At 70.4% G+C, this 22,686-nt stretch carries 21 protein-coding genes, 2 pseudogenes and 2 riboswitches; of the genes and pseudogenes, 10 read left to right on the top strand and 13 right to left on the bottom strand.

What is annotated here, in order from left to right; translation table 11 throughout:
- The first annotated feature begins 3 nt into the window (after positions 1-3).
- Entirely contained in the window at positions 4-1,407 is a 1,404-nt protein-coding gene (gene hpnE / locus A9O67_RS07870; protein WP_068609054.1) for a hydroxysqualene dehydroxylase HpnE, read from the top strand.
- On the opposite strand, the gene A9O67_RS07865 is transcribed toward hpnE, so the two are convergent.
- A complete protein-coding gene (locus A9O67_RS07865) occupies positions 1,379-2,041 on the bottom strand; it encodes a glutathione S-transferase family protein (protein WP_068609865.1) in 663 nt (220 codons plus the stop codon). The genes hpnE and A9O67_RS07865 overlap by 29 nt on opposite strands.
- A gap of 44 nt (positions 2,042-2,085) precedes the next feature.
- Complete coding sequence (locus A9O67_RS07860) at positions 2,086-2,865, bottom strand: HAD-IA family hydrolase (RefSeq protein WP_068609864.1); 780 nt, start codon at positions 2,863-2,865, stop codon at positions 2,086-2,088.
- 19 nt (positions 2,866-2,884) lie between these two features.
- On the opposite strand from A9O67_RS07860, the gene hemH reads away from it, so the two are divergent.
- Positions 2,885-3,976, top strand: a complete 1,092-nt coding sequence (hemH, locus tag A9O67_RS07855; RefSeq protein ID WP_068609052.1) for a ferrochelatase — start codon at positions 2,885-2,887, stop codon at positions 3,974-3,976.
- A 37-nt stretch (positions 3,977-4,013) separates the two neighbouring features.
- On the opposite strand, the gene A9O67_RS07850 is transcribed toward hemH, so the two are convergent.
- The 8 genes and pseudogenes from A9O67_RS07850 to A9O67_RS13805 all read right to left on the bottom strand — a co-directional run.
- Entirely contained in the window at positions 4,014-4,886 is an 873-nt protein-coding gene (locus A9O67_RS07850; RefSeq protein ID WP_068609050.1) for an alpha/beta fold hydrolase, read from the bottom strand.
- A pseudogene (locus A9O67_RS07845) lies at positions 4,883-5,988 on the bottom strand (branched-chain amino acid ABC transporter permease). The gene A9O67_RS07850 and the pseudogene A9O67_RS07845 overlap by 4 nt, the downstream one beginning before the upstream one ends.
- A gap of 11 nt (positions 5,989-5,999) precedes the next feature.
- Positions 6,000-6,932, bottom strand: a complete 933-nt coding sequence (locus A9O67_RS07840; protein ID WP_068609862.1) for a branched-chain amino acid ABC transporter permease — start codon at positions 6,930-6,932, stop codon at positions 6,000-6,002.
- A gap of 110 nt (positions 6,933-7,042) precedes the next feature.
- Positions 7,043-7,798 (bottom strand): ABC transporter ATP-binding protein, encoded by a 756-nt coding sequence (locus A9O67_RS07835; RefSeq protein ID WP_068609048.1) that lies wholly within the window; start codon positions 7,796-7,798, stop codon positions 7,043-7,045.
- Positions 7,795-8,550: an ABC transporter ATP-binding protein gene (locus tag A9O67_RS07830; protein WP_068609046.1), complete on the bottom strand. Its 756-nt coding sequence runs from the start codon at positions 8,548-8,550 to the stop codon at positions 7,795-7,797. The genes A9O67_RS07835 and A9O67_RS07830 overlap by 4 nt, the downstream gene beginning before the upstream one ends.
- 15 nt (positions 8,551-8,565) lie before the next feature.
- The gene (locus A9O67_RS07825; RefSeq protein WP_068609044.1) at positions 8,566-9,753 is read right to left on the bottom strand and encodes a substrate-binding domain-containing protein; all 1,188 of its coding nucleotides are present in this window, start codon (positions 9,751-9,753) and stop codon (positions 8,566-8,568) included.
- A gap of 174 nt (positions 9,754-9,927) precedes the next feature.
- Positions 9,928-10,068 (bottom strand): helix-turn-helix domain-containing protein, encoded by a 141-nt coding sequence (locus tag A9O67_RS14050; RefSeq protein WP_408033413.1) that lies wholly within the window; start codon positions 10,066-10,068, stop codon positions 9,928-9,930.
- Between the two features lie 209 nt (positions 10,069-10,277).
- A pseudogene (locus A9O67_RS13805) lies at positions 10,278-11,357 on the bottom strand (sigma-54 interaction domain-containing protein); the annotation flags it as partial.
- Between the two features lie 174 nt (positions 11,358-11,531).
- Between A9O67_RS13805 and A9O67_RS07815 the strand changes: the two are divergent.
- Positions 11,532-11,993, top strand: coding sequence for an RNA-binding S4 domain-containing protein (locus A9O67_RS07815; protein WP_068609042.1), 462 nt, complete (start codon positions 11,532-11,534; stop codon positions 11,991-11,993).
- A gap of 29 nt (positions 11,994-12,022) precedes the next feature.
- Positions 12,023-12,610 (top strand): peroxidase-related enzyme, encoded by a 588-nt coding sequence (locus A9O67_RS07810; RefSeq protein WP_068609039.1) that lies wholly within the window; start codon positions 12,023-12,025, stop codon positions 12,608-12,610.
- Between the two features lie 56 nt (positions 12,611-12,666).
- On the opposite strand, the gene A9O67_RS07805 is transcribed toward A9O67_RS07810, so the two are convergent.
- Positions 12,667-13,053, bottom strand: coding sequence for an acyl-CoA thioesterase (locus tag A9O67_RS07805; protein WP_331711358.1), 387 nt, complete (start codon positions 13,051-13,053; stop codon positions 12,667-12,669).
- A 176-nt stretch (positions 13,054-13,229) separates the two neighbouring features.
- Here A9O67_RS07805 and A9O67_RS07800 point away from each other — a divergent pair, with 176 nt between their 5' ends.
- The 5 genes from A9O67_RS07800 to gcvP all read left to right on the top strand — a co-directional run bounded on the left by A9O67_RS07800 (position 13,230) and on the right by gcvP (position 20,692).
- On the top strand, positions 13,230-14,915 hold the full coding sequence (locus tag A9O67_RS07800) for an electron transfer flavoprotein-ubiquinone oxidoreductase (protein ID WP_068609037.1): 1,686 nt from the start codon (positions 13,230-13,232) through the stop codon (positions 14,913-14,915).
- A 48-nt stretch (positions 14,916-14,963) separates the two neighbouring features.
- Positions 14,964-15,845, top strand: a complete 882-nt coding sequence (locus A9O67_RS07795; protein WP_068609035.1) for a DUF6671 family protein — start codon at positions 14,964-14,966, stop codon at positions 15,843-15,845.
- Between the two features lie 65 nt (positions 15,846-15,910).
- Positions 15,911-16,007: riboswitch (glycine riboswitch) on the top strand.
- Between the two features lie 15 nt (positions 16,008-16,022).
- Positions 16,023-16,157, top strand: a riboswitch (glycine riboswitch).
- 47 nt (positions 16,158-16,204) lie between these two features.
- Positions 16,205-17,344, top strand: coding sequence for a glycine cleavage system aminomethyltransferase GcvT (gene gcvT, locus A9O67_RS07790; protein WP_068609032.1), 1,140 nt, complete (start codon positions 16,205-16,207; stop codon positions 17,342-17,344).
- Between the two features lie 35 nt (positions 17,345-17,379).
- A complete protein-coding gene (gene gcvH, locus A9O67_RS07785; protein ID WP_068609031.1) occupies positions 17,380-17,745 on the top strand; it encodes a glycine cleavage system protein GcvH in 366 nt (121 codons plus the stop codon).
- A 13-nt stretch (positions 17,746-17,758) separates the two neighbouring features.
- Complete coding sequence (gene gcvP / locus A9O67_RS07780; protein ID WP_068609029.1) at positions 17,759-20,692, top strand: aminomethyl-transferring glycine dehydrogenase; 2,934 nt, start codon at positions 17,759-17,761, stop codon at positions 20,690-20,692.
- A 9-nt stretch (positions 20,693-20,701) separates the two neighbouring features.
- Here gcvP and A9O67_RS07775 read toward each other — a convergent pair whose 3' ends face one another.
- Positions 20,702-21,334, bottom strand: a complete 633-nt coding sequence (locus A9O67_RS07775; protein ID WP_068609026.1) for a trimeric intracellular cation channel family protein — start codon at positions 21,332-21,334, stop codon at positions 20,702-20,704.
- A 120-nt stretch (positions 21,335-21,454) separates the two neighbouring features.
- Between A9O67_RS07775 and A9O67_RS07770 the strand changes: the two genes are divergently transcribed.
- A complete protein-coding gene (locus tag A9O67_RS07770; protein WP_068609024.1) occupies positions 21,455-21,757 on the top strand; it encodes a hypothetical protein in 303 nt (100 codons plus the stop codon).
- A 24-nt stretch (positions 21,758-21,781) separates the two neighbouring features.
- Here A9O67_RS07770 and A9O67_RS07765 read toward each other — a convergent pair whose 3' ends face one another.
- Complete coding sequence (locus tag A9O67_RS07765; protein ID WP_068609022.1) at positions 21,782-22,633, bottom strand: DODA-type extradiol aromatic ring-opening family dioxygenase; 852 nt, start codon at positions 22,631-22,633, stop codon at positions 21,782-21,784.
- Between the last annotated feature and the right edge of the window lie 53 nt (positions 22,634-22,686).

Below are 22,686 nucleotides of genomic sequence, written 5' to 3'. Positions count from 1 at the left end.
GTTATGACCCCTGTGAAGGCGCGCACGCTCACCGTGATCGGAGCAGGCTGGGCGGGCCTGGCCGCCGCCGTGGCCGCCACCGATGCCGGCTGGCGCGTCACGGTACTGGAGGCGTCCCCCCATTGGGGCGGGCGAGCGCGCCGGTTGCCACCTGGCGACCGGCACGGCACCGACGCTGTCTTGGACAACGGCCAGCACATCCTGATCGGCGCCTACACCGCCACCCTGCGCCTGATGCGCCGCCTGGGGGTGGACCTGGAGGCTGCCCTGCAACGCATGCCGCTGGCCTTGCCCTACCCCGACGGCACCGGTCTGGCACTGCCCCGCTGGGCGGATCGTCTGCCGGGGCGGCTGGCTCCCTGGGGCCTGGCCGCTGCCCTGCTGTGCGTGCGCGGTTGGTCTGCGGGTGAGCGGTGGGCGATGCTGCGTGCCGCCGGCCGCTGGCAGCGCCAAGCCTTTGCCTGTGCGGCAACGGCCACGGTGGCGGACCTGTGCGCCGAGCTGCCGCCGCGGGTGGTGGCGGAGCTGATCGAGCCGCTGTGCGTCGCCGCCCTCAACACCCCGATGGCGCGGGCGAGCGGGGCGGTGTTTTTGCGTGTGCTGCGCGATGCGCTGCTGGGGGAGGCGGTGCCGCCGTTCGCACCCAGCGACTTGCTGATTCCACGGGTCGACCTGGGGCAATTGCTGCCCGACCCCGCCACGGCCGCGCTGCGCCGCGCGGGGGCACACTTGCTGACCGGCGCCCGTGCGGTCGCGCTCGACCGTGCGCCCGACCGCAGCGATTGGCGCATCACTTTGGGCAGTGGCCGGGTCGTCCAATCGACCGCCGTGATCCTGGCCTGCCCGGCGTGGGAAGCGGCACGGCTGCTGGCTGGCATGCGCGACCTTGCGGGGGATGGGCCGGCCGGTGTTGCCCTGTGGATAGAGCAGGCGCGGGCGTTGACGCACACCCCGATCGCCACGGTCTATCTGGACCCGCCCGCTGGCTGGCGTTGGCCCGCCGCCACCCCGATGCTGGCGCTGCGCAGCGATGGCCGCGGGTCCCCCGCGCAATTCGTGTTTCGCCGGGCGGTGCCGAAGGACGGGTGGGATGGCCTGGCCTTCGTGGCCAGCGCACCCGACCCCGCCCTGGCGGCCAACCGGTCGGCCCTGACCGAGGCGGTTCAGGCGCAGGCGGCGTCAGCGCTGGGATTGCACGGTGGTGCGGTTCGACAAACCGTCATGGAAAAGCGCGCCACCTTCGCCTGCACGCCCGGCCTGCGCCGGCCGGCCGCGCGCATCGCCGACGGGCTGGTGGCTGCCGGCGACTACGTGACGGGCCCCTACCCCGCCACGCTGGAGGGCGCCGTGCGCAGCGGGCTGGCGGCGGTGGCGGCGCTCACCCCTGCCCCTTCGCTGCGGCCTTGAGCACCTGATAGGCGGGCCGGGCGTGGCAGCGCTGCAGCCAGTCGTGCACGCGCGGGAAGGCGTGCATCAGCTCCTGCGACGGGCGCGCCCAGTTGGCCACGCAGGCCACGCACAGGTCGGCGATGGTGAAGCGTGCTGCCGCCAGATGGTCGTGCCCCTGCGCGGCGCGCGCTGCCAGATGGTCTTCCAGCACCCGCAGCGGCACGCGCAGGCGCTTTTCGGCGGCGGCGAGCTTGTCGGCATCGCGCCGCTCGGGCGGCAGGCCCAGGCGGTGCATCAGCACGCACAGCGCGTCGGCCTCCAGCTCGGTGACGGCCCAGAACGCCCAGCGCAGCGCCTCGGCGTCCTCCGCCGGGCCGGCCGGCGCGAGGTCGCTGCCGTCGCCCTTGCCGTAATGGCGCGCCAGATACAGCGCGCAGGCCATCGACTCCCACACCACCACGCGCCCCTCGGGCCGCTCGTCCACCAGCACCGGGATGTGGCCGTTGGGGTTGAGGGCGAGGAACTCCGGCGTGCGCGTCGCCCCGCCCTGGTACGGCGTCGGCACGTGGGTGTAGGGCACGCCCAGCTCCTGCGCGGCCCACAGCGGCCGCACCGCGCGCGAGGCGAAGATGCCATGGATCGTCAGCGCCATCGGTTCATGCTCCTTGATGCTCATTGCCATGGCGGCCCCGCGCCTCACGCGAGGCCGAGCCGCTCGCACAGTTCCAGCAGATGCGCCACCTGCGCATGCGGGCGCTCGTGCGGCTGCGGCTGCACGCCGCCGGCGTGCAGCGCGCGCGCCATGTCCCCGCCGCCGCAGCCGCAGTCCTTCGGCTGCACGGCGGCGTCCCATTCGTGGCCGTGGCGGTTGACCCAGACGGCGGCCAGCCCCGCGCGGCGGGCTCCCACCACGTCCAGCAGCGGGTCGTCGCCGACGTGCAGCGCCGCCCGCGGCGCCACGCCCGCCGCCGCCAGCGCCGCCTGGTAGATGCCGGGGTGCGGCTTGGCCACGCCCGCCTCGCGCGCGCCGACGTGGGCGACGAAGTAGTCGCCCAGGCCCACGCGGCGCACGTCGGCGTTGCCGTTGGAGACTGCCACCAGCGGCCAGCGCGCCGCCAGCCGCTCCAGCGCCGGGCGCGCGTCCGCGAACAGCTCGACGCGCTGGCGCTCGGCGTAGAACACCTCGAACGCCGGCTCCGCCAGCGCCGGGTCGTCGCCGCTGTCGCGCAGCGCCACGCGGATCGCCTCGCGGCGCAAAAAGGTCAGGTCGTGGTGGCGGTCCGGGTGGTCGCGCTGCACGCCGGCGCGCACCGCACGCGCCCACGCGCGGTCGCGCAGCCGCGCGGCGGTGGCGGGCGCGTGCGCCTCCAGCCACGCCTGCAGCGCGGCCTCGGCGCGCTCGATGGTGGGCCGCATCGGCCACAGCGTGTCGTCCAGATCCAGGGTCAAGGCCCGCAGGCCGGCAATGTCCATCATCGTGCGCCAGAATACCACCATGCGCATGCCCCCCGAACCCGCCTACACCCACGGCCAGCCCGCCCGCACGGGCATCCTGTGGATCAACCTCGGCACGCCCGAGGCACCGACCCCGGCGGCGCTGCGGCGCTACCTGGGCCAATTCCTCGGCGACCCGCGCGTGGTGGAGCTGCCGCGCGCGCTGTGGTGGCCGATCCTGCACGGCATCATCCTCAACGTGCGGCCGCGCAAGTCGGCGGCCAAGTACGCCACCATCTGGACGCCGGAGGGCTCGCCGCTGAAGGTATGGACCGAGCGGCAGGCCAAGCTGCTGCAGGGCTTGCTGGGCGAGCGCGGCCACCACGTCACGGTGCGCTGGGCGATGCGCTACGGCGAGCCGGCCATCGCGCGCGAGTTGGAGGCGCTGAAAGCCGCCGGCTGCACGCGCATCCTGATCCTGCCGGCCTACCCGCAGTATTGCGCCGCCACCACCGCCAGCGCCTTCGACGAGGTGTGGCGCTGGGCTGGCGCGCGGCGCTGGGCGCCGGAGCTGCGCTTCGTCAACCACTACCACGACGACGCCGGCTACATCGGGGCGCTGGCCGCGCGCGTGCGCGCGCACTGGGCCGAGCACGGACGGCCCGAGCGGCTGGTGATGAGCTTCCATGGCATGCCGGCGCGCACGCTGCAGCTCGGCGACCCCTACCACTGCGAATGCCACAAGACCGGCCGGCTGCTGGCCGAGGCGCTGGAGCTGCCGCCCGGGCAGGCGGTCGTGACGTTCCAGTCGCGCTTCGGCAAGGCGAAGTGGTTGCAGCCGTACACCGAGCCGACGCTGGTGGAACTCGCGCGCCAGGGCGTGGGCCGGGTGGACGTGGTGTGCCCCGGCTTCACCGCCGACTGCATCGAGACGCTGGAGGAAATCGACCAGGAGGCGCGCGCAGCCTTCCTGTCCGCCGGCGGGCGGGAGTTCCATTACATCCCGTGCCTGAACGACGACCTGGGCTGGCTGCGGGCGCTGGCGGATCTGGCCGAGCGGCACCTGGCCGGCTGGCCGACGCGCACGCCGCACGACCCCGCCGCCGCCGAGGCCACGCGCCAGCGCGCGCGGGCGCTCGGTGCGGCGATGTGAGGCGCGATGGACCCGCCGACGAGCGGAAACCGCCGCGTCAAACGTCGCCCTCCAGAAACCGCTGCACCAGATCCAACTGCGCCGGCACATTGAGGGCGGGGGCGTGGCCGCAGCCCGCCACGGTGACCACCACCGCCCGCGGCCCCCGGTCGCGCATGGCCTCGGCCGTCTCGGGCAACAGCAAATCGGAGTCGGCCCCGCGCAGGCACAGCACCGGCACGTCCAGGCTGTCGTAGACCGGCCACAGGTCGTAGTCGTGCGGATGGTGGATGAACTGCTGCACCATCGCAGGGTCGTAGTGTGGCGTCACCCGACCGTCCGGCAGCCGGCGCACCGACGTCTCGGTCAACCGCCGCCACTGGGCATCGGACAGATAACCGTACGGCTGGTACACGGTGCGGAAGTAGGCCTCCAGCGCCGACACGGTGTCGAACGCTGCCGGATTGCCGGCGTAGGTACGGATGCGCTGCACGGCGGCGGGCGCCAGCGCCGGGCCGATGTCATTGAGCACCAGACGGCGAATGCGCCCCCGCAGCGGCCTGGCCGCGCAGACCATGCCGATGGCGCCCCCCATCGACGTGCCCACCCAGTGCACACGCTCAATGTCGAGTTGATCGAGCAACGAGGTGGCCAGCCGCGCGTAGAAGGCCAGGCAGTACTCCTGGGCCGGATCGGGGCTCCACTGGCTCAGCCCGCGGCCGATCGTGTCCGGGCACAGGACGCGATAGCGCGGACTCAGCCAGGCGGCCAGTTCGTCCATGTCGCGGCCGGTGCGGGCCAGCCCGTGCCAGGCCAGGACGACCGGCGCATCCTCCGGCCCCCAGTCCATGAAGTGGATCTCGCGGCCCTCGCACACGAGGTAGCGCGAACGCGGGGCGGCCACGGTGGCGGATGCGGAAGCGGTGCTCATGCGGACGTCTCCGGACGGAGGGGGGAACGGTCGGCGCGCTCGCGCAACCAGCCGACGATGCCATTGGGAAAGCGATAGACGCACACCACGAACAGCACCCCCAGCCACAGCAGCCAGCGGTCCGGCGAAACGAGCTGCGACAGCACCGGCACCCCCTCGACACCGCCGGCCGCCAGCCGCATCAGATCCTGCAAGTAGTTTTGCGCCAGCACGAACAGCACGCTGCCGACCACCGCGCCGTACAGCGTGCCCATGCCCCCGATCACCACGATGAGCAGCACATCGAGCATGATCTCGAAGCTCAACGACGTGTCCGGCCCGTTGTAGCGCAGCCAGATGGCCAGCATCGCCCCCGCCAGGGTGGCAAACAGCGCCGCCAAAACATTGCCCAGCGTGCGATAGACGACGGTGCGGTAGCCGATGGCTTCGGCACGGAAATCGTTCTCGCGGATGGCCTGCAGCACCCGCCCGAACGGTGAATTGACAATGCGCAGCATCAGCAGCACCAGCGCCACGGCCAGCACGAGCAGGCCGTAGTAGGTGATCAGCCGGCCGTCGATCAGCACGCCCAGCACCTCTTCCTCGAACGGCTCGAAGCTCGGGCTCAGCAGCTCGGGCTCAGGAGCTCGGGCAGGCGAAACGTCAGCCCATCCTCGCCCCCGGTGAACTCGGACAACTGCGACGCCAGCGTCTGGAACGCCGAGGCCACCGCCAGCGTCACCATGGCGTAGAAAATGGCGCGCACCCGCAGGCTGAACAGGCCGATGGCCAGGGACAGCGCCAGCGACAGCAGCAGCGCCAGGACGATGCCGGTGCCCAGCGCGGCCCAACCCTCGCCCATGCGGGTGGAGGCGATCGCCACCCCATAAGCGCCGATGCCAAAGAACATGGTGTGCGCAAAGCTGACGATGCCGGTGTAGCCGAGCAGCAGGTCGTAGCTCGCCACCAGCACGACGAAGATGAGAATCTTGGCCGCGACGTTGAGCGACTTGCTGCCCGGCAGCGCGAATGGCACCACCAGCAGGGCCAGCACGATCAGCACCAGGGCCAGCGCCAGCCATCGGCTGCGCGGGAGGTCGTGGGAAAGCAGTCGACGCAGCATCATCCCCCCCTTTAGCGCGCCGCCACCGGGTACAGCCCGTTGGGCCGCCACAGCAGGATGGCCACCATCAGGCCTATGTTGGAGAAGAGCGCCACCTTCGGCGCCAGAAAACCGGTGTAATTGGCCATCAGCCCCACCAGCAACGCCCCGACCAGGCAGCCGAACGTGGACCCCAGCCCGCCGATGATGATGACGATGAACAGCAGCACATTGATCTGCGCGCCCATCTGCGGCGTCACCATCTGCTGGTACAGCCCCCACATCACGCCCCCCAGCCCGGCCAGCGCCGAGCCGGCGACGAACACGCCGACGAACAGGCGCCGCACGCGGTAGCCCAGGCTCTCCACCATCTCCAGGTCCTGCACGCCGGCGCGGATCAGCAGGCCGATCTTGGTGCGGTTGAGCAGATAAAGCATGGCCAGCAGCACCGCGGAACCGATCGCCACCGCCAGCACGCGGTACTTCTCCACCGCGGCATCGCCCCACAGCAGGGCGCCGCGCAACGCCTCGGGCAGCGGCAGCGGGGTCTGCTCCGGCCCCCAGATCACCTTGATCAGCTCCTCCCCAATGATCATGCCGCCCATGGTGATGAGGATCTGCTTGAGGTGCTGGCCATACACCGGCCGCACGACCACTCGCTCGAAGGCGTAGCCGACCGCCCCGGTGACGGACATCGCCACCCCCATCGCCGCGAAGATGGCGATCAGGTTGGCCGCCAGCGAGGCGCTGCCGGTCCAGTCCGCCATGCCGGCCAGCACCGTCGTCGCCACGAAGGCGCCCAGCGCGATGAACACACCGTGGCCAAAATTGAGCACATCCATCAGGCCGAAAACCAGCGTCAGCCCGGACGCGATGACGAAAATGATCATGCCCATGGCCAGACCGGCGACGGTGAGCGTCAGCCACGTCGGTACGGAACCCACCAGTGGCAGTGCCACGGCCATCAAGGCGGCCACCAGCAGCAGCGGAATCCAGTCCAGCCGGACTTTGGCAAGGGCCACCTCGGCCGCCGGCAGGGGGGAAGTGACGGTGTTCACGTCGGTGTGCTCCTCGTTCAACCGTGGGCCGCCAGCGACAGGCCCAACAGGCGCTGCTGCAGCGCCGCATCCTCGACCAGCTCGGCCATCGACCCGCGGTGCACGACGCGCCCGTCGTCCATCACCGCCACGGTGTCGCCCAGGGCCTTGGCCATGGCAAAGTTCTGCTCCACCAGCAGTACGGTGGTCTGGGTTTGCTTGAGCTCGCGCAAGGCACCGATCAAGTTCTGCACGATCGCGGGGGCCAGGCCCTTGCTCGGCTCGTCGATGAGCAGCAGCTGGCGCGGCTCCACGATGGCGCGGGCGACCGACAGCATTTGCTTTTGCCCGCCCGAAAGCTTGCCGGCCGGATACAGCCAGAATTTGCGCAGCGCCGGAAACAGCGAAAAAATCCACTCCAGCCGGGCGGTGTCGATGTCGTCCACCCTGCGCGCGCTGCGTGCCGCCAGCAGCAGGTTGTCCTTGACCGACAGGTCGCCAAAGATGCCCATGTTCTCGGGCACGTAAGCGATGCCGCGGCGCGCGATCTCGGGCGTGGACAGCGCGGTGCCGGCACCGCCGATGGGCTGCCCCGCAAACGTGATGCGGCCGGTGCGCGCCGGCCACAAGCCCATGATGGTGCGCAAGGTGGTGGTCTTGCCGGCGCCATTGCGGCCCAGCAGCATGGTCACCTGCCCGCGCGGCACGGACAGGTCCACCCCGTGCAGGATGTGGTACTGCCCGATGTGGGTGTGCACACCCTCCAGGCTCAGGACGGGGGGCGCTGCACTCATGCCGCGACCTCCACATCCAGGCCCAGATAGGCCCGCTGCACCACGGGCGAGGCGATCACCGTCTCTGGCTCGCCATCGGCCACGAGCTGCCCGTTGTGCAGCACGATGATGCGGTCGGCCAGCTCCCGCACGACGTCCATCTTGTGCTCGACCAGCAAAATGGTCTTGGTCTTGTCCGCCTTGAGCGCACGGATCAGGTTCAGGACCACGGGCACGTCATCCACACTCATGCCCGCGGTGGGCTCGTCGAACATGAACACCTGCGGCTCCAACGCCATCAGGATGGCGACCTCCAGCTTGCGTTGATCGCCATGCGGCAGCGCGGCGGCGGGGACGTGCTGCTTGTCGGCCAGGGCAACGGCGGCAACGATCTCGCGTGCGCGCCCCAGCAACTCGCGGCGGTCACTCCAGATCTGCCACAGGTTTAGCCCCTCCCCCGCGCGCGCCTGCACCGCCAAGCGGACGTTCTCCAGCACCGTCAGGCGCGGGAACAACTGCGTCAACTGAAAGGCTCGCCCCAGGCCGGCGCGGGTGCGCTCGGCCGCGCCCAGACCGGTCAGGTCCTGACCGTTGAGCCGCACGCGGCCCGCGGTGGCGCGGATCTGCCCCGAGATGAGGTTGAAGTACGTCGTCTTGCCCGCCCCGTTGGGGCCGACGATGGCCGTCAGCGTCCCCGGCGCGAAGGTGCAGCTCACCCCATCGACCGCGACGTGCCCGCCGAAGCGGACCGTCAGTCCCTCCGTCTGCAGCATGGTGGCCCCCGGCGCTCAGCGCTTGTTGCGGATGGGCACCTGCATTTCCTCCGGCTTGATTTCGCGCACCAGCTCGGGCACGCCCCACGGGAAGGCCGGGTCCACCTTGATGCGGAAGTGGTACATGGCCTGCATCGCCTGATGGTCCTCGGGGCGGAAGGTCATCTCCCCCTTCGGCGTCTGGAAGCGCATGCCCTCCATCGTCTTGATCAGCTTGTTGGTGTTGGTGTCGCCTTGGGTCTTTTTCAGCGCCTCGACGATCGCGATGGCCGCGCTCATGCCCCCCGCGGTGAAGAAGTCCGGCGGCGACTTGAAGCGCTTATAGTGGTTGGCCACCAGCCATTCGTTGACCGGATTTTTGGGGATACCGAAGTAGTAGTACGTGGCGCCCTCCATGCCAGGGAAGTTTTTGTAGGCCGCCATGGCGGGCAGAATGTTGCCGCCCGTGGCGATTTCGATGCCGTGGCGCTTGAGGTCGAGGTCGGCGATCTTGAACGGGTTGCCGGCCCCGGCCCAGATGATGAAGATGACCTTGCGGCCGGGCTGGTCCTTGAGCTTGTCGATCAACCGCTGCGCCCCGGCCGTGAAGTCGGTGGTGTTGGTAGGCAGGTATTCCTCATGGACCAACTTGGCCTTCTTGAGCGCCTGCTTGAAGGCCGCCACACCATCACGGCCAAAGGCGTAGTCCTGCGCCAACGTGGCAATGACCGTGCCCTCTTTGTCCAGCGCCACGGCGTTGGAAATCGCGTCCTGCGAGCTGTTGCGCCCGGTGCGGAAGATGTACTTGTTCCACTTGTCACCGGTGATCGAGTCGGCCACCGCCGGCTCAACGAGCAGGATCTTCTTGTACTCTTCGGCCACCGGCAGCATGGCCAAGGCCACGCCCGACGAGGTGGGCCCCACGGCCAGATCGACCTTGTCGTCGGCGTAGGCAGCCGCCAACAGCGATTTCCCCACGTCGGGCTTGCCCTGGTCGTCCTTCTCGATCACGACGATCTTTTTGCCGGCCACGGTCATGGTGCCGCCCGTGGCGTACTCCAAGCCCATCATCAGGCCGGTTTGCGTCTGCTTGCCGTAGGCCTCCAGCGGCCCGGTCTTGCTGTAGACGTGGGCGATGCGGATTTCCTGCCCCGACTGGGCGTGCGCCACGACGGCGGAACATGCCAAGGCCACGACGGCCAGACGGCGGGTGAAGTCAACCATATCTGTCTCCTCTTTGCGGTGGGACCCGGCGGCGCCGATGCGCGCGCGGTCCCCGCCACAGAAGCAGAACCCATGCCAAGCGAAAACGGGGCCAAACACCCCGGGTTAACCCGCAAATGGGGGCGGTCTATGTCCAGATTTCAGACACCCGCGACGGTTGGCGGTGTCCAACTTTCAGGCAACGTCCAAATTCTGGACACCCCAAGCGGACAGCTTGGCATACAGCGTGGCGCGAGAGATCCCCAACAGCCGCGCTGCCGCCACACGGTTGCCTGCGCAGCGGCGCAAGGCCGCTTCGATCGCTTCGCGCTCCACACGAGCGATGCGCTGCGGCAGAGGCTCGAATGGCTCGGCGGGCGGCGCGGGCTCCGGCTCCGCCACCACGGCGGACAGCGTCGCGCCTGGCTCCGGCGGCCGGGCGCCATCGAGGCCCCCGGCTGCGGGGATGCCTGCAGCGGCGCACCGGCCGCGGCCAACACGGACGCGACTTCGGGGGCATCGACCCGAGGGTTGTCGCACCGCAGGGCGATTTGCTCGAGCGCATTGCGCAGCTCGCGCACATTGCCGCGCCAGGGCTGCTCCATCAGCAGGGCCAAGGCCGCCGGCGTCAGCTCCAGCGCGGGAGTGCCGCTGCGCAGCGCAATGTCCTCGCACAGCATATCGACCAGCAAGGGGATGTCGCTGCGCCGCTCCCGCAGCGGGGGCACGCGGATCGGCAGCACGTGGAGGCGGTAGTACAGATCCTCCCGAAACCCTCCTTGCGCAACCATCTGCGCCAGGTCGCGCGAGGTGGCGGCGATCGCCCGCACATCCACCGGCTCGACGCGGTTGGACCCCAGCGGTTCGATCTCGCCTTCCTGCAGGGCACGCAGCAGCTTGACCTGCACCGCCGGCGGCATGTCGCCAATCTCGTCCAGAAAGAGCGTGCCCCCATCGGCCAGCTTGAATTTGCCGTCGCGCGCCTTGCGGTCGGCCCCCGTGTAGGCCCCTGGCGCCACGCCAAAGAATTCCGCCTCGAGCAGCGTCTCAGGCACCGCGGCGATGTTGACGCCGACAAAGGCCCGCCCGGCCCGCGCCGACGCCGCATGGATGGCATGGGCGAGCAGTTCCTTGCCGGTGCCGGTCTCGCCCAGCAACAGCACGGGCGATGTGCTTTGCGCCGCGCGCCGCGCCTGTCGCTTGACCTCCAGCGCCGCGGGGCTGCGCCCGACGAAGCTGGCAAAGGTGTATTTGCTGCGCCGCTGGCGGGCCAGCTCGCGCCGGGCATCGTCCAAGTCCTGCTGCAGCCGGGCAAACTTGGCGATCAGGGGCTGCAGGGTCGTTTCGGGATGGTCGAACAACACGATGCCCAGCGCCCCGATGACCGTCCCCTGGTCATCGCGCAACGGGATGCGGCTGACGACGAAGGTGCCGGCGCGGTTGCTCAGCAAATCCACGAGGATCGGCTGCCCCGTCTCCAGCACGCGGTGCATTTGCGTGTTTTGCACCACCGCCGACACCGGCTGACCGACGAAGTCCGATTCGCGCTCGAAGCCCAGCGCCGGCAGAAAGCGCCGGTACTGGTCGTTGATCCAGACCACGCGCGCCTGCCGGTCCACCAGCATCATGCCTTGGCTGGCGTTGGCAAACAGCTCGAACATCGAGCGCGCTGCCAGCTCCAGGATGCTGCGGGCATCGCTGGGCAGCTCGCCGGTCGGGGGCCTGTGCATCGCCATGGGCAAATGGTAGCCGCTGTCCGGGGAGATCGCGCCACGGCAGTCGCGCTACCATTGCCGGCCATGAGCCGCTCGCCCAAGCCCGACGACGACAGCCCCGGCCGCGTGCGCCTGGACAAGTGGCTGTGGGCGGCGCGCTTTTACAAGACCCGTGCCCTGGCGGCCGAGACCATCGACCGCGGCCGCGTGCTCGTCAACGGCACGCTGGCCAAAGCCAGCCGCGAACCGCGCGTGGGCGACGTCATCCAGATGCGCACCGGCGACGTCGTCCGCACCGTGGTCGTGCGGGGGCTGAGCACCGTGCGCGGCCCGGCCCCACAGGCCGCGCTGCTGTACGAAGAAACCCCCGAATCGATCGCTGCGCGCGAGCGGTATGCGGAGCTGCGCCGACTGGCGCCCGAGCCCGCCGCTACTCTTACCCAGGGCCGCCCCACCAAACGCGACCGCCGCCGCATCGAAGAATGGCGCGCAGCCCCCGGGCGCCGCGACTGGAACGCGCGCTGGAGCGCATCCCTGGACGATTGACCCCCCCATACCCCACCGGAGGAGGCCCCATGACCACCCGCTATCCCCTGCCCGATCTGGCCGACGTGCCCGAGGACATCCGCGCCCGCATCCTGGAGGTGCAGGAGAAAGCCGGCTTCGTGCCCAACGTCTTTTTGATGTTCGCCCGCCGCCCGGCGGAGTGGCGCGCCTTTTTCGCCTACCACGACGCGCTGATGATGCCGGAGACGGTCGGGCGCCCCTCCAACCTGACCAAGGGTGAGCGCGAGATGATCGTCGTGGCCACCAGCGCCGCCAACCAGTGCCTGTACTGCGTGGTGGCGCACGGCGCCATCCTGCGCATCTACGAGAAAAAGCCGCTGGTGGCCGACCAAGTGGCGGTCAACTACCGCAAGGCGGACATCTCGCCGCGCCAGCGCGCGATCCTGGACTTCGCGATGAAGGTGTGCCAGCGCTCGCACGAGGTCGAGGAGGCCGACTTCGCCGCGCTGCATGCGCACGGCCTGAACGACGAGGACATTTGGGACATCGCCGCCATCACCGCCTTCTTCGGCCTGTCCAACCGCATGGCCTCGTTCAGCGGCATGGTGCCCAACCCCGAGTTCTACCTGATGGGGCGGTTGCCGAAGGCCAAGTGACCGCGGCCGCGCGGCCCGGCCGGCGCCAGGGGGCGCCCCTGCCGGCGCGGCCGGCCTCAGGCGCCGGCGGTCAGCCGCGCGCGCAGCGCCTCGGGCAGGGGCAGCGAGCGCTGCGCCGGAAAGTCCACCCACACCACGGTGGCGCCGCCGTTGGCGTAGACGGTGTCGCCGCCGTCGCTGCGCCGCATCTCGTGGAACATGTCGAACGAGCGCTGGCCCAGCGCGCCGACGTAGCTGTGCACGATCACCTCGCCCGGGTACTCCAGCTGACGAAAGAAGTTGCAAAACGCGTTGACGATCACCGGCCCCTGGCCCTGCGGGTTGGCGGGCATCCCCCACTCGCCCATCCACTGCAGGCGCGCCGTCTCCATGTAGCGGAAGTAGATCGTGTTGTTGACGTGGCCCATCGCGTCCATGTCGCCCCAGCGGATCGGGATGGTCATGGTGTGGACGAGGCGTTTGTCGGCGGGTAAATCGAGTCGCATCGAGGGGTCCATCGTGTCGGTGGCTTGACAGCGATGGTACGGCAGGCGCCACTACAATCCGTCGCGCATCCGACAACGACGCCGGTGCGACACGCACCCGGCGAACGGCCACCCCCGAGGAAGACCCCAACGCCATGAAAACCCCGGCGCATCTGATCGAGCAATTCGGCCCCCGTGAGGCCATGGAGTACGACGTCGTCGTGGTCGGCGCCGGCCCGGCGGGGCTGGCCACCGCGATCCGGCTCAAGCAGCTGGCCGCCGCCCAGGGGGCGGAGGTGTCGGTCTGCGTGCTGGAAAAGGGCTCCGAGCCGGGCGCACACATCCTGTCGGGCGCGGTGATGGACCCGCGCGCGATCACCGAGCTCTTCCCCGACTGGAAGGAGCGCGGCGCGCCGCTGAACCAGCCCGTCAGTGGGGACGAGGTGCTGTTCCTGCAACCCGAGGGGGCCATGCGCACCCCGGGCTGGCTGATGCCCGAGTGCTTTCACAACGAGGGCAACTACGTCATCAGCCTGGGCGCCGTCACCAAATGGCTGGGCGAGCAGGCCGAGGCGCTGGGCGTGGAGATCTTCCCCGGCTTCACCGCCGCCGAGGTGCTGTTCGATGACAACGGCGCGGTCAAGGGCGTGGCCACCGGCCACATGGGCTTGGGCAAGGACGGCGAGCCGACCGATGCCTTCCAACTGGGCATGGAGCTGCATGCCAAGTACACCGTCTTTGCCGAGGGCGCGCGCGGCCACCTGGGCAAGGAGCTGATCGCGCGCTTCCGGCTGGATGAGGGCCGCGACCCGCAGACCTACGGCATCGGCATCAAGGAGCTCTGGGAGATCCCGCCCGAGAAGGCCAAACCGGGCCTGGTCGTGCACACCGCCGGCTGGCCGCTGGACGAGCACACCTACGGCGGCGGCTTCCTCTACCACATGGAGGGCAACAAGGTCACGCTCGGCTTCGTCGTCGGGCTGGACTATCAGAACCCGTGGCTGAGCCCCTTCGAGGAGATGCAGCGCTGGAAGACCCACCCGGCGATCCGCGCCCATCTGGAGGGCGGCAAGCGCATCGGCTACGGCGCGCGCGCCATCACCGCCGGCGGGCTGCTGAGCCTGCCCAAGACCATCTTCCCCGGCGGGGCGCTGGTCGGCTGCGACGCGGGCTACCTCAACGCCGCGCGCATCAAGGGCAGCCACGCCGCCATCAAGACCGGCATGCTGTGCGCCGAGGCGGCCTTCGAAGCGCTGCGCGCCGGCCGCGCGCACGACGAGCTGACGGCCTACCCGGCCGCGTTCGAGCGGAGCTGGCTCTACGAGGAGCTGCACCGCGCGCGCAACTTCAAGACCTGGTTCAAGAAGGGCAACACGATCGGCGCGCTGATGACCGGCATCGAGCACTGGCTGCTGCCGCGCCTGGGCATCAAGAGCCCGCCGTGGACGGTGCACCGCCACACGCCCGACCACGCGCGCCTGCACGCCGCCAGCCAGGTCGAGCCGATCCGCTACCCCAAGCCGGACGGCGTGCTGACCTTCGACCGGCTCTCCAGCGTCTTCCTCTCCAACACCAACCACGAGGAAAACCAGCCCGCGCACCTGACGCTGAAGGACGCCTCGGTGCCGGTGGCGGTCAACCTCGCCGTTTACGGCGGGCCGGAGGGCCGCTACTGCCCCGCCGGCGTCTATGAGTTCGTCGAAAAAGCCGACGGCCCCCAGCTCGTCATCAACGCGCAGAACTGCGTGCACTGCAAAACCTGCGACATCAAGGATCCGACGCAGAACATCGTCTGGGTCACGCCCGAAGGCGGCGGCGGGCCCAACTACGCGGGCATGTGACGCCGCCGCAGCGGTGACCGCCTCGGGCCGCCGAGCGCGGCCTCTCGCATGGATTCGACCCCAACGTCCCCTGCTCCGGGCACCTACGCCGCGCACTGCCGCGGCCGGCGCGTGGCCCTGCTGACCCAGCACGGCAAGGAGGCGCTGCTCGGCCCGCCGCTGCAGGCCCTGCTGGGCTGCACCGTGCAGCGGGTGGACGGTTTTGACACCGACACGCTGGGCACCTTCACCCGCGACGTCGAACGCGCCGGCACCCAAATCGAGGCCGCGCGGCGCAAAGCGCGCATCGGCATGCAACTGAGTGGCCTGCCCCTGGGACTGGCCAGCGAGGGGGCGTTCGGTCCGGATCCGTTCACGGGTCTGTTGCATTGGGACATCGAGCTGGTGGTCTGGATCGACGACGAACGCGGGCTGGAAGTCGTCGGCATGGCCCAGGGGCCGGCGCGCAGCGCGCATGCAACGGTGCGCGACTGGGCCGAGCTGGAGGCCTTTGCCGCGCGGGCCGGGTTCCCCGGTCACCAGCTGGTCATCCGGCCGGAACACGCGGACCACCCCGATGTAGCCAAGGGCCTGGGCGACCCCAACGCCCTGCGCCGTGCCTTCGAAGACGCGCGCGCACGCGCCGCCAACGGCCAGGTCTTCGTGGAAAACGACCTGCGCGCCCACACCAACCCCACGCGCCAAGCGCTCATCCGGCAAGCGGGGCTGGATCTGGCCCGGCGGCTGACCTCCGACTGCCCGGCGTGCGGACGGCCCGGCTACTGGATCACGGCGCAGGTGCCCGGCCTGCCGTGCGCCCGCTGCGGCCTGCCCACGCGCGAGCCGCTGCGCCAGCGCTGGAGCTGCGCCGGCTGCGGCCACAGCGAGGAGCGCCCCCGCCCCGGCCCCGACCGCGCCGATCCGAGCCGCTGCGACCACTGCAACCCTTGAGCTGGGGCGCTTGGCGGCCCGCATCCCGATGCCCGCGCGCGAACGCGAGCGGCTACAATCCGCGCCATCAGGAGAGAGCCAGCCCGGACACCCCCACGGGTTCCGCCCAGCGGCCGCCGAAGGCGCAGGCCCCCGCCGAACGCTCAGGCAAAAGGACTGATGCAGCACCCCGCGGGGTGCTTGCCTGCTGGAGAGAGGCGTCGCCGCCGGCCCCGCGCCCGGCGCCGTCCACCGAAGGAGCAAGCGGGCCCACCACCGCACGGGCGGCGTCGGCGCGTGAATCTCTCAGGTAAAGCGGACAGCAGGTGTGCCCCGGCGCCCTTGGGCGCCGGCCGTGACCACCTGTTTGGAACCGTTCCATGTCCGCCGCCGACGCCCTGCTCAAGACCCCTCTGCACGACCTGCACCTCGCGCTCGGTGCGCGCATGGTGCCGTTTGCCGGCTACCACATGCCGGTGCAGTACCCGGCGGGCCTGATCCGCGAACACCAGCACACTCGCCAGGCGGCCGGCCTGTTCGACGTGTCGCACATGGGGCAACTGCGCCTGGTCGGCCCGGAAGCCGCCGCCGCGCTGGAAAGCCTGATCCCCATGGATGTGATCGGACTCGCCGCGCACCGGCAGCGCTACGGGCTGCTGCTGGGCGATGACGGCGGCATTCTGGACGACCTGATGTTCGTCAACCGCGACTGGGCCAACGGCGGCGACCTGTTCCTGGTGGTCAACGGGGCGTGCAAGCAGGCCGACATCGCCCACATCCAGGCCCGCATCGGCCAGCGCTGCCGGGTGGAACCCCTGCCCCAGCAGGCCCTGCTGGCGCTGCAGGGTCCGCAGGCCGTCACGGCCCTCGCCCGCCTGCTGCCGGGGGTGGAGGGCCTGGTGTTCATGGCGGGTGGGGCGTTCGACTGGCAGGGCGTGCCGCTGTACGTGACCCGCAGCGGCTACACGGGGGAGGACGGCTTCGAAATCTCGCTGCCCGGCGAAGCAGCGACCGCCTTCGCCCAGGCGCTGCTGGCCCAGCCGGAAGTCCAGCCCATCGGTCTGGGGGCCCGCAATTCCCTGCGGCTGGAAGCCGGCCTGTGCCTGTATGGCAACGACATCGACACCGGCACCACGCCGGTGGAGGCCGCGCTGACCTGGGCCATCCAGAAAGTGCGCCGCAGCGGCGGCGCGCGCGCGGGGGGCTTTCCCGGCGCGGCGCGCGTGCTGGCGCAATTGGACGGCACGCAGCCCGTGGCGCGCGTGCGCGTTGGCCTGCAGGCCCTGGAACGCGTGCCCGTGCGCGAGCCGACACCGCTGCAAACCCCCGACGGCACCCCCGTCGGCCAGGTGACCAGCGGCCTGCTGTCGCCGACGCTGGACCGCCCGATTGCCATGGGCTATGTGACCCGCGAACACGCCGCCGCCGGCACCCGGCTGCAGGCGCTGGTGCGCGGCAAGCCGGTGCCGATGGAAGTGACCGCCCCGCCTTTCCTGCCCCCGCGCTACCACCGCGGCTGACCCGTTTTCCCACCCTTGATCCCCAGGAGCCTGCCATGACCCTGAAGTACACCCCCGACCACGAATGGATCCGCGTCGACGGCGACATTGCCACCGTTGGCATCACCCACCACGCCCAGGACGCGCTGGGCGATGTGGTGTTCGTGGAACTGCCCGAGGTGGGCAAGACCCTGGCGCAAAAGGACGTCGCGGGCGTCGTCGAGTCCGTCAAGGCGGCAGCCGATGTGTATATGCCGGTCAGCGGCGAGGTGGTCGAGGTCAACGAGGCGCTGCGCGCCGACCCCTCGCTGGCCAACAGCGACCCACTGGGCGCGGGCTGGTTCTTCAAGGTGCGCCTGAGTGCCCCGGCCGAGGTCGATGCCCTGCTCGACGAGACGGCCTACGGCCAACTGACCCAGTGAGCGGAGCGGCCCCATGACCACCCCCACCCCACTGTCGGCGCTGGAAAACGCCGGCGAGTTCGTCGACCGCCACATCGGCATCGGCCCGGCGGACGAGCAGCGCATGCTCGCCGCGATCGGCGAAACCAGCCGCCGCGCCCTGACCGACAGCATCGTGCCGCGCGCCATTGCCCGCGTGCGCGCGATGGACCTGCCCGCCCCGCTGCCCGAGGCGCAGGCGCTGGCCGAACTCAAGGCCATCGCCCAGAAAAACCGCCTTCTGCGCAGCTTCATCGGCCAGGGCTACTACGGCACCCACACGCCCGGCGTCATCCTGCGCAACATCCTGGAAAACCCCGCCTGGTACACCGCCTACACCCCGTACCAGGCCGAGATTTCGCAGGGCCGCATGGAGGCGCTGGTCAACTTCCAGACCATGGTGACCGACCTGACGGGCATGGACATCGCCAATGCGTCCATGCTGGACGAGGCCACCGCCGCCGCCGAAGCCATGACGCTGGCGCGCCGCTCGGTCAAGGCCACGGGCAACGCCATCGTCGTCTCGGGCGACTGCCACCCGCAAACCATCGAAGTGGTGCAGACGCGCGCCCGCCCGCTGGGCCTGCAGGTGATCGTCACCCATTCGGCCGAGGCTTGGCAGCAAGCCCTGCGCGGTGACGGCTACTTTGCCGTGCTGATGCAGTATCCGGCCACCCATGGCCGCATCGACGACCTGCGCGCCGATGCGGATGCCGCCCACGCCAAGGGCGCGGCAGTCATCGTCGCGTCGGACCTGCTGGCGCTGACGCTGCTGACGCCCCCCGGCGAGTGGGGGGCCGACATCGTGGTGGGCAGCAGCCAGCGCTTTGGCATGCCCATGGGCGCAGGGGGGCCGCACGCCGGCTTCATGGCCTGCCGCGACGCCTACAAACGCTCGCTGCCCGGGCGCCTGGTCGGTGTCAGCGTGGACGTGCACGGTCAGCCCGCCTACCGGCTGGCGCTGCAGACGCGCGAGCAGCACATCCGCCGCGAAAAGGCCACCTCCAACATCTGCACCGCGCAGGTGCTGCCCGCCGTCGTGGCCAGCATGTACGCCGTCTACCACGGCCCGCAGGGGTTGCGCCGCATCGCCGAGCGCGTGACCAGCTACACGGCCATCCTGGCGCGCGGACTGACCGCCCTGGGGCACGCCCCGGCCAACGGCACCGCGTTCGATACCCTGTGCCTGCACACCGGCAACGCCACCGCGTCGCTGCTGGCCCGCGCGCGCGAGCGCGGCATGAACTTGCGCGACCTGGGGCATGGCAACCTGAGTATTTCGCTGGACGAGACGACCACGCGCGCCGACATCGAGGCCCTGTGGGCCGTGTTCGCCGCGCCGGGGCAGGCGCTGCCGTCGTTTGCCGACTTCGAGGCCGGCATCGAGCCGCTGATCCCCGCTGCGCTGCGGCGCACCAGCGCCTATCTGACGCACCCGGTGTTCAACACCCACCACAGCGAAACCGGCATGCTGCGCTACATCCGCAGCCTGTCGGACAAGGATTTGGCGCTGGACCGCACCATGATCCCGCTGGGCTCGTGCACCATGAAGCTCAACGCCACCAGCGAGATGATCCCCATCACCTGGCCCGAGTTCGCGCAGGTGCATCCCTTCGCGCCGGCGGATCAGTTGGAGGGCTACCGCCTGCTCGACGAGCAGCTGCGCGCCTGGCTGTGCCAAGCGACCGGGTACGCCACCATCAGCCTGCAGCCCAACGCCGGCTCGCAAGGCGAGTATGCCGGCCTGCTGGCCATCCAGGCCTACCACGCGGCCCGGGGTGAATCCCACCGCAACATTTGCCTCATCCCGCAGTCGGCCCACGGCACCAACCCCGCCAGCGCCCAGATGGTGGGGCTGCAGGTCGTGGTGGTGGCCTGTGACGCCCAGGGCAACGTGGACCTGGACGACCTGCGCGCCAAGTGCGAGCAGTACAGCGAGCGCCTGTCCTGCGTAATGATCACCTACCCCAGCACGCACGGGGTGTTCGAGACCGGCGTCAAGGCCTTGTGCGAGCTGGTGCACCAGCACGGGGGGCGGGTGTACATCGACGGGGCCAACATGAACGCCCTGGTCGGCACCGCCGCACCGGGCGAGTTCGGCGGTGACGTCAGCCACCTGAACCTGCACAAGACCTTCTGCATCCCGCACGGCGGCGGGGGCCCGGGCGTGGGCCCGGTGTGCGTGGTGGCGGATCTGGCCCCCTACCTGCCGGGGCACGCCACGGCCCATGCAGCGGGCGCCTACGCCGGCGGCGCACGCGCGGATGCGACGGTCGGCGCGGTCTCGGCCGCCCCGCTGGGCAACGCCGCCGTGCTGCCCATCTCGTGGATGTACATCCGCATGATGGGTGCCGACGGCCTGCAGCGCGCGACCGAGACGGCCATCCTGGCGGCCAACTACGTCAGCGCCCGCCTGCGCGAGCACTACCCGACGCTCTACGCCAGTGCCAACGGCCATGTGGCGCACGAGTGCATCCTGGACTGCCGCGGCTTCAAGGACACCTGCGGCGTGATGGCCGAAGACATCGCCAAGCGGCTGATGGACTACGGCTTCCACGCGCCGACGCTGTCCTTCCCCGTCGCCAACACGCTGATGGTGGAGCCGACCGAAAGCGAGACGCTGGAGGAGCTGGACCGCTTCATCGACGCGATGATCGCCATCCGCGAGGAGATCCGCGCCGTGGAGCTGGGCGTCTGGCCGCGGGAGGACAACCCGCTGAAAAACGCCCCGCACACCGCCAGCCGTTGCCTGACGGAGGATTGGCCCCACCCGTATGCCCGCGAGCTGGGCGCGGCGCTGCCATTCCACCGCGCCCACGGCCGCGCGGGCACCAAGTACTGGCCCCCGGTGGGGCGCGTGGACAACGTCTACGGCGACCGCAACCTGTTCTGCAGCTGCGTGCCGGTGGCGGAACTGGCCACGACCTGACGCGGGGGGTCAGGGTCGGCGGGGATGCCAGCGGGGCAGACGCCACCCCAGTGCCACGGCGGCCAGTCGGCTGCCGGTGGCCACCGCCACCCCGGCTGCGCTGGCCCACTGGGCCCCTGCACCCGCGGCCGCCAGCCCTAGGTAGGCCGCGCTGCCCGCCAGCGCACACACCGCATACGGCCGGTGGTCGTGATAGACCTGCGGCACCTCGTTGCACAGCACGTCGCGCGCCACACCGCCGACGATGGCGGTCGTCGCCCCCATCAGCGCACTGACCAGCGGTGACATGCCGCTGGCCTGGGCGATGCTGGTGCCCGCAATCGCAAACAGCCCCAGTCCCAGCGCGTCGGCCACGTGCATCAGCCGCGCGCCCGTCTCGCGCAGGGCCATGGGCAGCCAGGCCGGCGCCGTCAGCGCCATCGCCAGCACCAGCCACAGGTAGGCTTCGTGCTCGATCCAGAACAGCGGCCGGCGATCCAACAGCAAATCGCGCACCGTCCCGCCACCAAAAGCACTCACGAACGCCACCGAGAACACCCCCACCGCGTCCATGCGCTTGCGCATGGCCTCGATCAGACCGGAGGTGGCGAACGCCACGACGCCACCGACTTCGATGGCGATGAGCAAGCTGGACAACTGCATGGGACGACCGTGGGTAGAACGGGGTGGAGCAAGGTTTCGCAGCGGATGACCCATCCTATCCCGAAGTCTGTGGGAGAGAGAGTTGCGGCCCCGCGCGGCCGTGCGCATAATGACCCGATCATGGCCGATACCGACGTGCCCACCCTGTTGCCCGAGACCGAGGCGTGGTTGCGCGCCCTACCCGGGGTGGCGTACCCGCAGGCGCTGGCGGCGCAGTTTCCGCGCATCGCCAACGCGCTGGCCGCCGTGCGGCACGATCCGCAGGCCCTGCGCGAGCGGTTTCACGAGCTGACGCACGACCACCGCGGGGGGCGGCGGGGCTTTCCGTTCGATGTGATGATGGACCTGTTGGTCCTGCGCGAGGCCCTGATCAAGGACGACGACCTGCCCGGTGACAACGACGCGACCAAGTGGGTGTCGTGATGCCGGACGCGAGCCGGCGCCGGATCACACGAAGGCATAGCTGTCCATCGCCAGATAGCGGTACTGCACCTCGCGCGTGATCGCATGCACGACGGGCTGACCGTCTGGCGCCCCGGCCTTTGGCCAGCCCGCGGCCCCCAGCGCAAAGAACAACGGCAACAGGTGCTCTTCGCTCGGGTGGGCGCGCGCCGCCTGCGGGGCCCGGTCCCGGTAGTCCAGCAGCGCCGGCAAATCGCCGGCCTGCAGCGCCTGCCACACCCACGCCGAAAACGCCTGCACATAGGGGTCGGCCGCCTCGTCGATGGCCGGCCGGCCGCCAAAAAACTCCATCAGGTTGTGCGTGAGGCTGCCGGAGCCGACCATCAACACACCGTCCCGGCGCAGATCGGCCAGCGCCGCACCGATGGCGTATACCTCGGCCGGGCCGGCATCGGCCGGCAGGGCCACCTGCACCACGGGCCAGCGCGCTTGCGGCAACAAAAACCGCAACGGCGCCCACGCGCCGTGGTCGCGCGGGCGCTGCGGGTCCTCCCCAGTGGGGATGCCGGCGGCTTGCAGGCGCTCGGCGACGGCGCGGGCCAACGCCGGATCCCCGGGCGCGGGATACTGCAAGCGGTACAGCGCAGGCGGAAAACCGCCAAAGTCGTGCCACGTCGGCGGCATGGGGTGGCTGCCCACCGCCGCCACGGGTGCCATCCAATGGGGCGACATCACCACCACCGCACGCACATCGTCACGCGCGGTCAGCGACTGGCCCCAGCGCTGCAAAGCCGCCCCGGCCTCGCCTGGGGCCAGGGCCATCATCGGCGATCCATGGGAGACGAACAACACGGGCAAGGCAGACACAGGCAACTCCGCACGACGGTCACGACGCATCCATGCTAGCGGTTGCCCGCCTCACGGCCCATCAAAGGCTTTGACGACACCGT

Source organism: Tepidimonas fonticaldi, assembly GCF_001675355.1.
Lineage (GTDB): Bacteria > Pseudomonadota > Gammaproteobacteria > Burkholderiales > Burkholderiaceae_C > Tepidimonas > Tepidimonas fonticaldi.
This window is presented reverse-complemented; position numbering and strand designations above follow the sequence as displayed.

Bases quoted from the DNA above. Each gene is read 5' to 3' on its own strand.
- hpnE (WP_068609054.1), top strand. From the start codon at position 4: ATGACCCCTGTGAAGGCGCGCACGCTCACCGTGATCGGAGCAGGCTGG.
- A9O67_RS07865 (WP_068609865.1), bottom strand. From the start codon at position 2,041: ATGGCGCTGACGATCCATGGCATCTTCGCCTCGCGCGCGGTGCGGCCG.
- A9O67_RS07860 (WP_068609864.1), bottom strand. From the start codon at position 2,865: ATGATGGACATTGCCGGCCTGCGGGCCTTGACCCTGGATCTGGACGAC.
- hemH (WP_068609052.1), top strand. From the start codon at position 2,885: ATGCGCATGCCCCCCGAACCCGCCTACACCCACGGCCAGCCCGCCCGC.
- A9O67_RS07850 (WP_068609050.1), bottom strand. From the start codon at position 4,886: ATGAGCACCGCTTCCGCATCCGCCACCGTGGCCGCCCCGCGTTCGCGC.
- A9O67_RS07840 (WP_068609862.1), bottom strand. From the start codon at position 6,932: ATGGCCGTGGCACTGCCACTGGTGGGTTCCGTACCGACGTGGCTGACG.
- A9O67_RS07835 (WP_068609048.1), bottom strand. From the start codon at position 7,798: ATGAGTGCAGCGCCCCCCGTCCTGAGCCTGGAGGGTGTGCACACCCAC.
- A9O67_RS07830 (WP_068609046.1), bottom strand. From the start codon at position 8,550: ATGCTGCAGACGGAGGGACTGACGGTCCGCTTCGGCGGGCACGTCGCG.
- A9O67_RS07825 (WP_068609044.1), bottom strand. From the start codon at position 9,753: ATGGTTGACTTCACCCGCCGTCTGGCCGTCGTGGCCTTGGCATGTTCC.
- A9O67_RS07815 (WP_068609042.1), top strand. From the start codon at position 11,532: ATGAGCCGCTCGCCCAAGCCCGACGACGACAGCCCCGGCCGCGTGCGC.
- A9O67_RS07810 (WP_068609039.1), top strand. From the start codon at position 12,023: ATGACCACCCGCTATCCCCTGCCCGATCTGGCCGACGTGCCCGAGGAC.
- A9O67_RS07805 (WP_331711358.1), bottom strand. From the start codon at position 13,053: ATGACCATCCCGATCCGCTGGGGCGACATGGACGCGATGGGCCACGTC.
- A9O67_RS07800 (WP_068609037.1), top strand. From the start codon at position 13,230: ATGAAAACCCCGGCGCATCTGATCGAGCAATTCGGCCCCCGTGAGGCC.
- A9O67_RS07795 (WP_068609035.1), top strand. From the start codon at position 14,964: ATGGATTCGACCCCAACGTCCCCTGCTCCGGGCACCTACGCCGCGCAC.
- gcvT (WP_068609032.1), top strand. From the start codon at position 16,205: ATGTCCGCCGCCGACGCCCTGCTCAAGACCCCTCTGCACGACCTGCAC.
- gcvH (WP_068609031.1), top strand. From the start codon at position 17,380: ATGACCCTGAAGTACACCCCCGACCACGAATGGATCCGCGTCGACGGC.
- gcvP (WP_068609029.1), top strand. From the start codon at position 17,759: ATGACCACCCCCACCCCACTGTCGGCGCTGGAAAACGCCGGCGAGTTC.
- A9O67_RS07775 (WP_068609026.1), bottom strand. From the start codon at position 21,334: ATGCAGTTGTCCAGCTTGCTCATCGCCATCGAAGTCGGTGGCGTCGTG.
- A9O67_RS07770 (WP_068609024.1), top strand. From the start codon at position 21,455: ATGGCCGATACCGACGTGCCCACCCTGTTGCCCGAGACCGAGGCGTGG.
- A9O67_RS07765 (WP_068609022.1), bottom strand. From the start codon at position 22,633: ATGCGTCGTGACCGTCGTGCGGAGTTGCCTGTGTCTGCCTTGCCCGTG.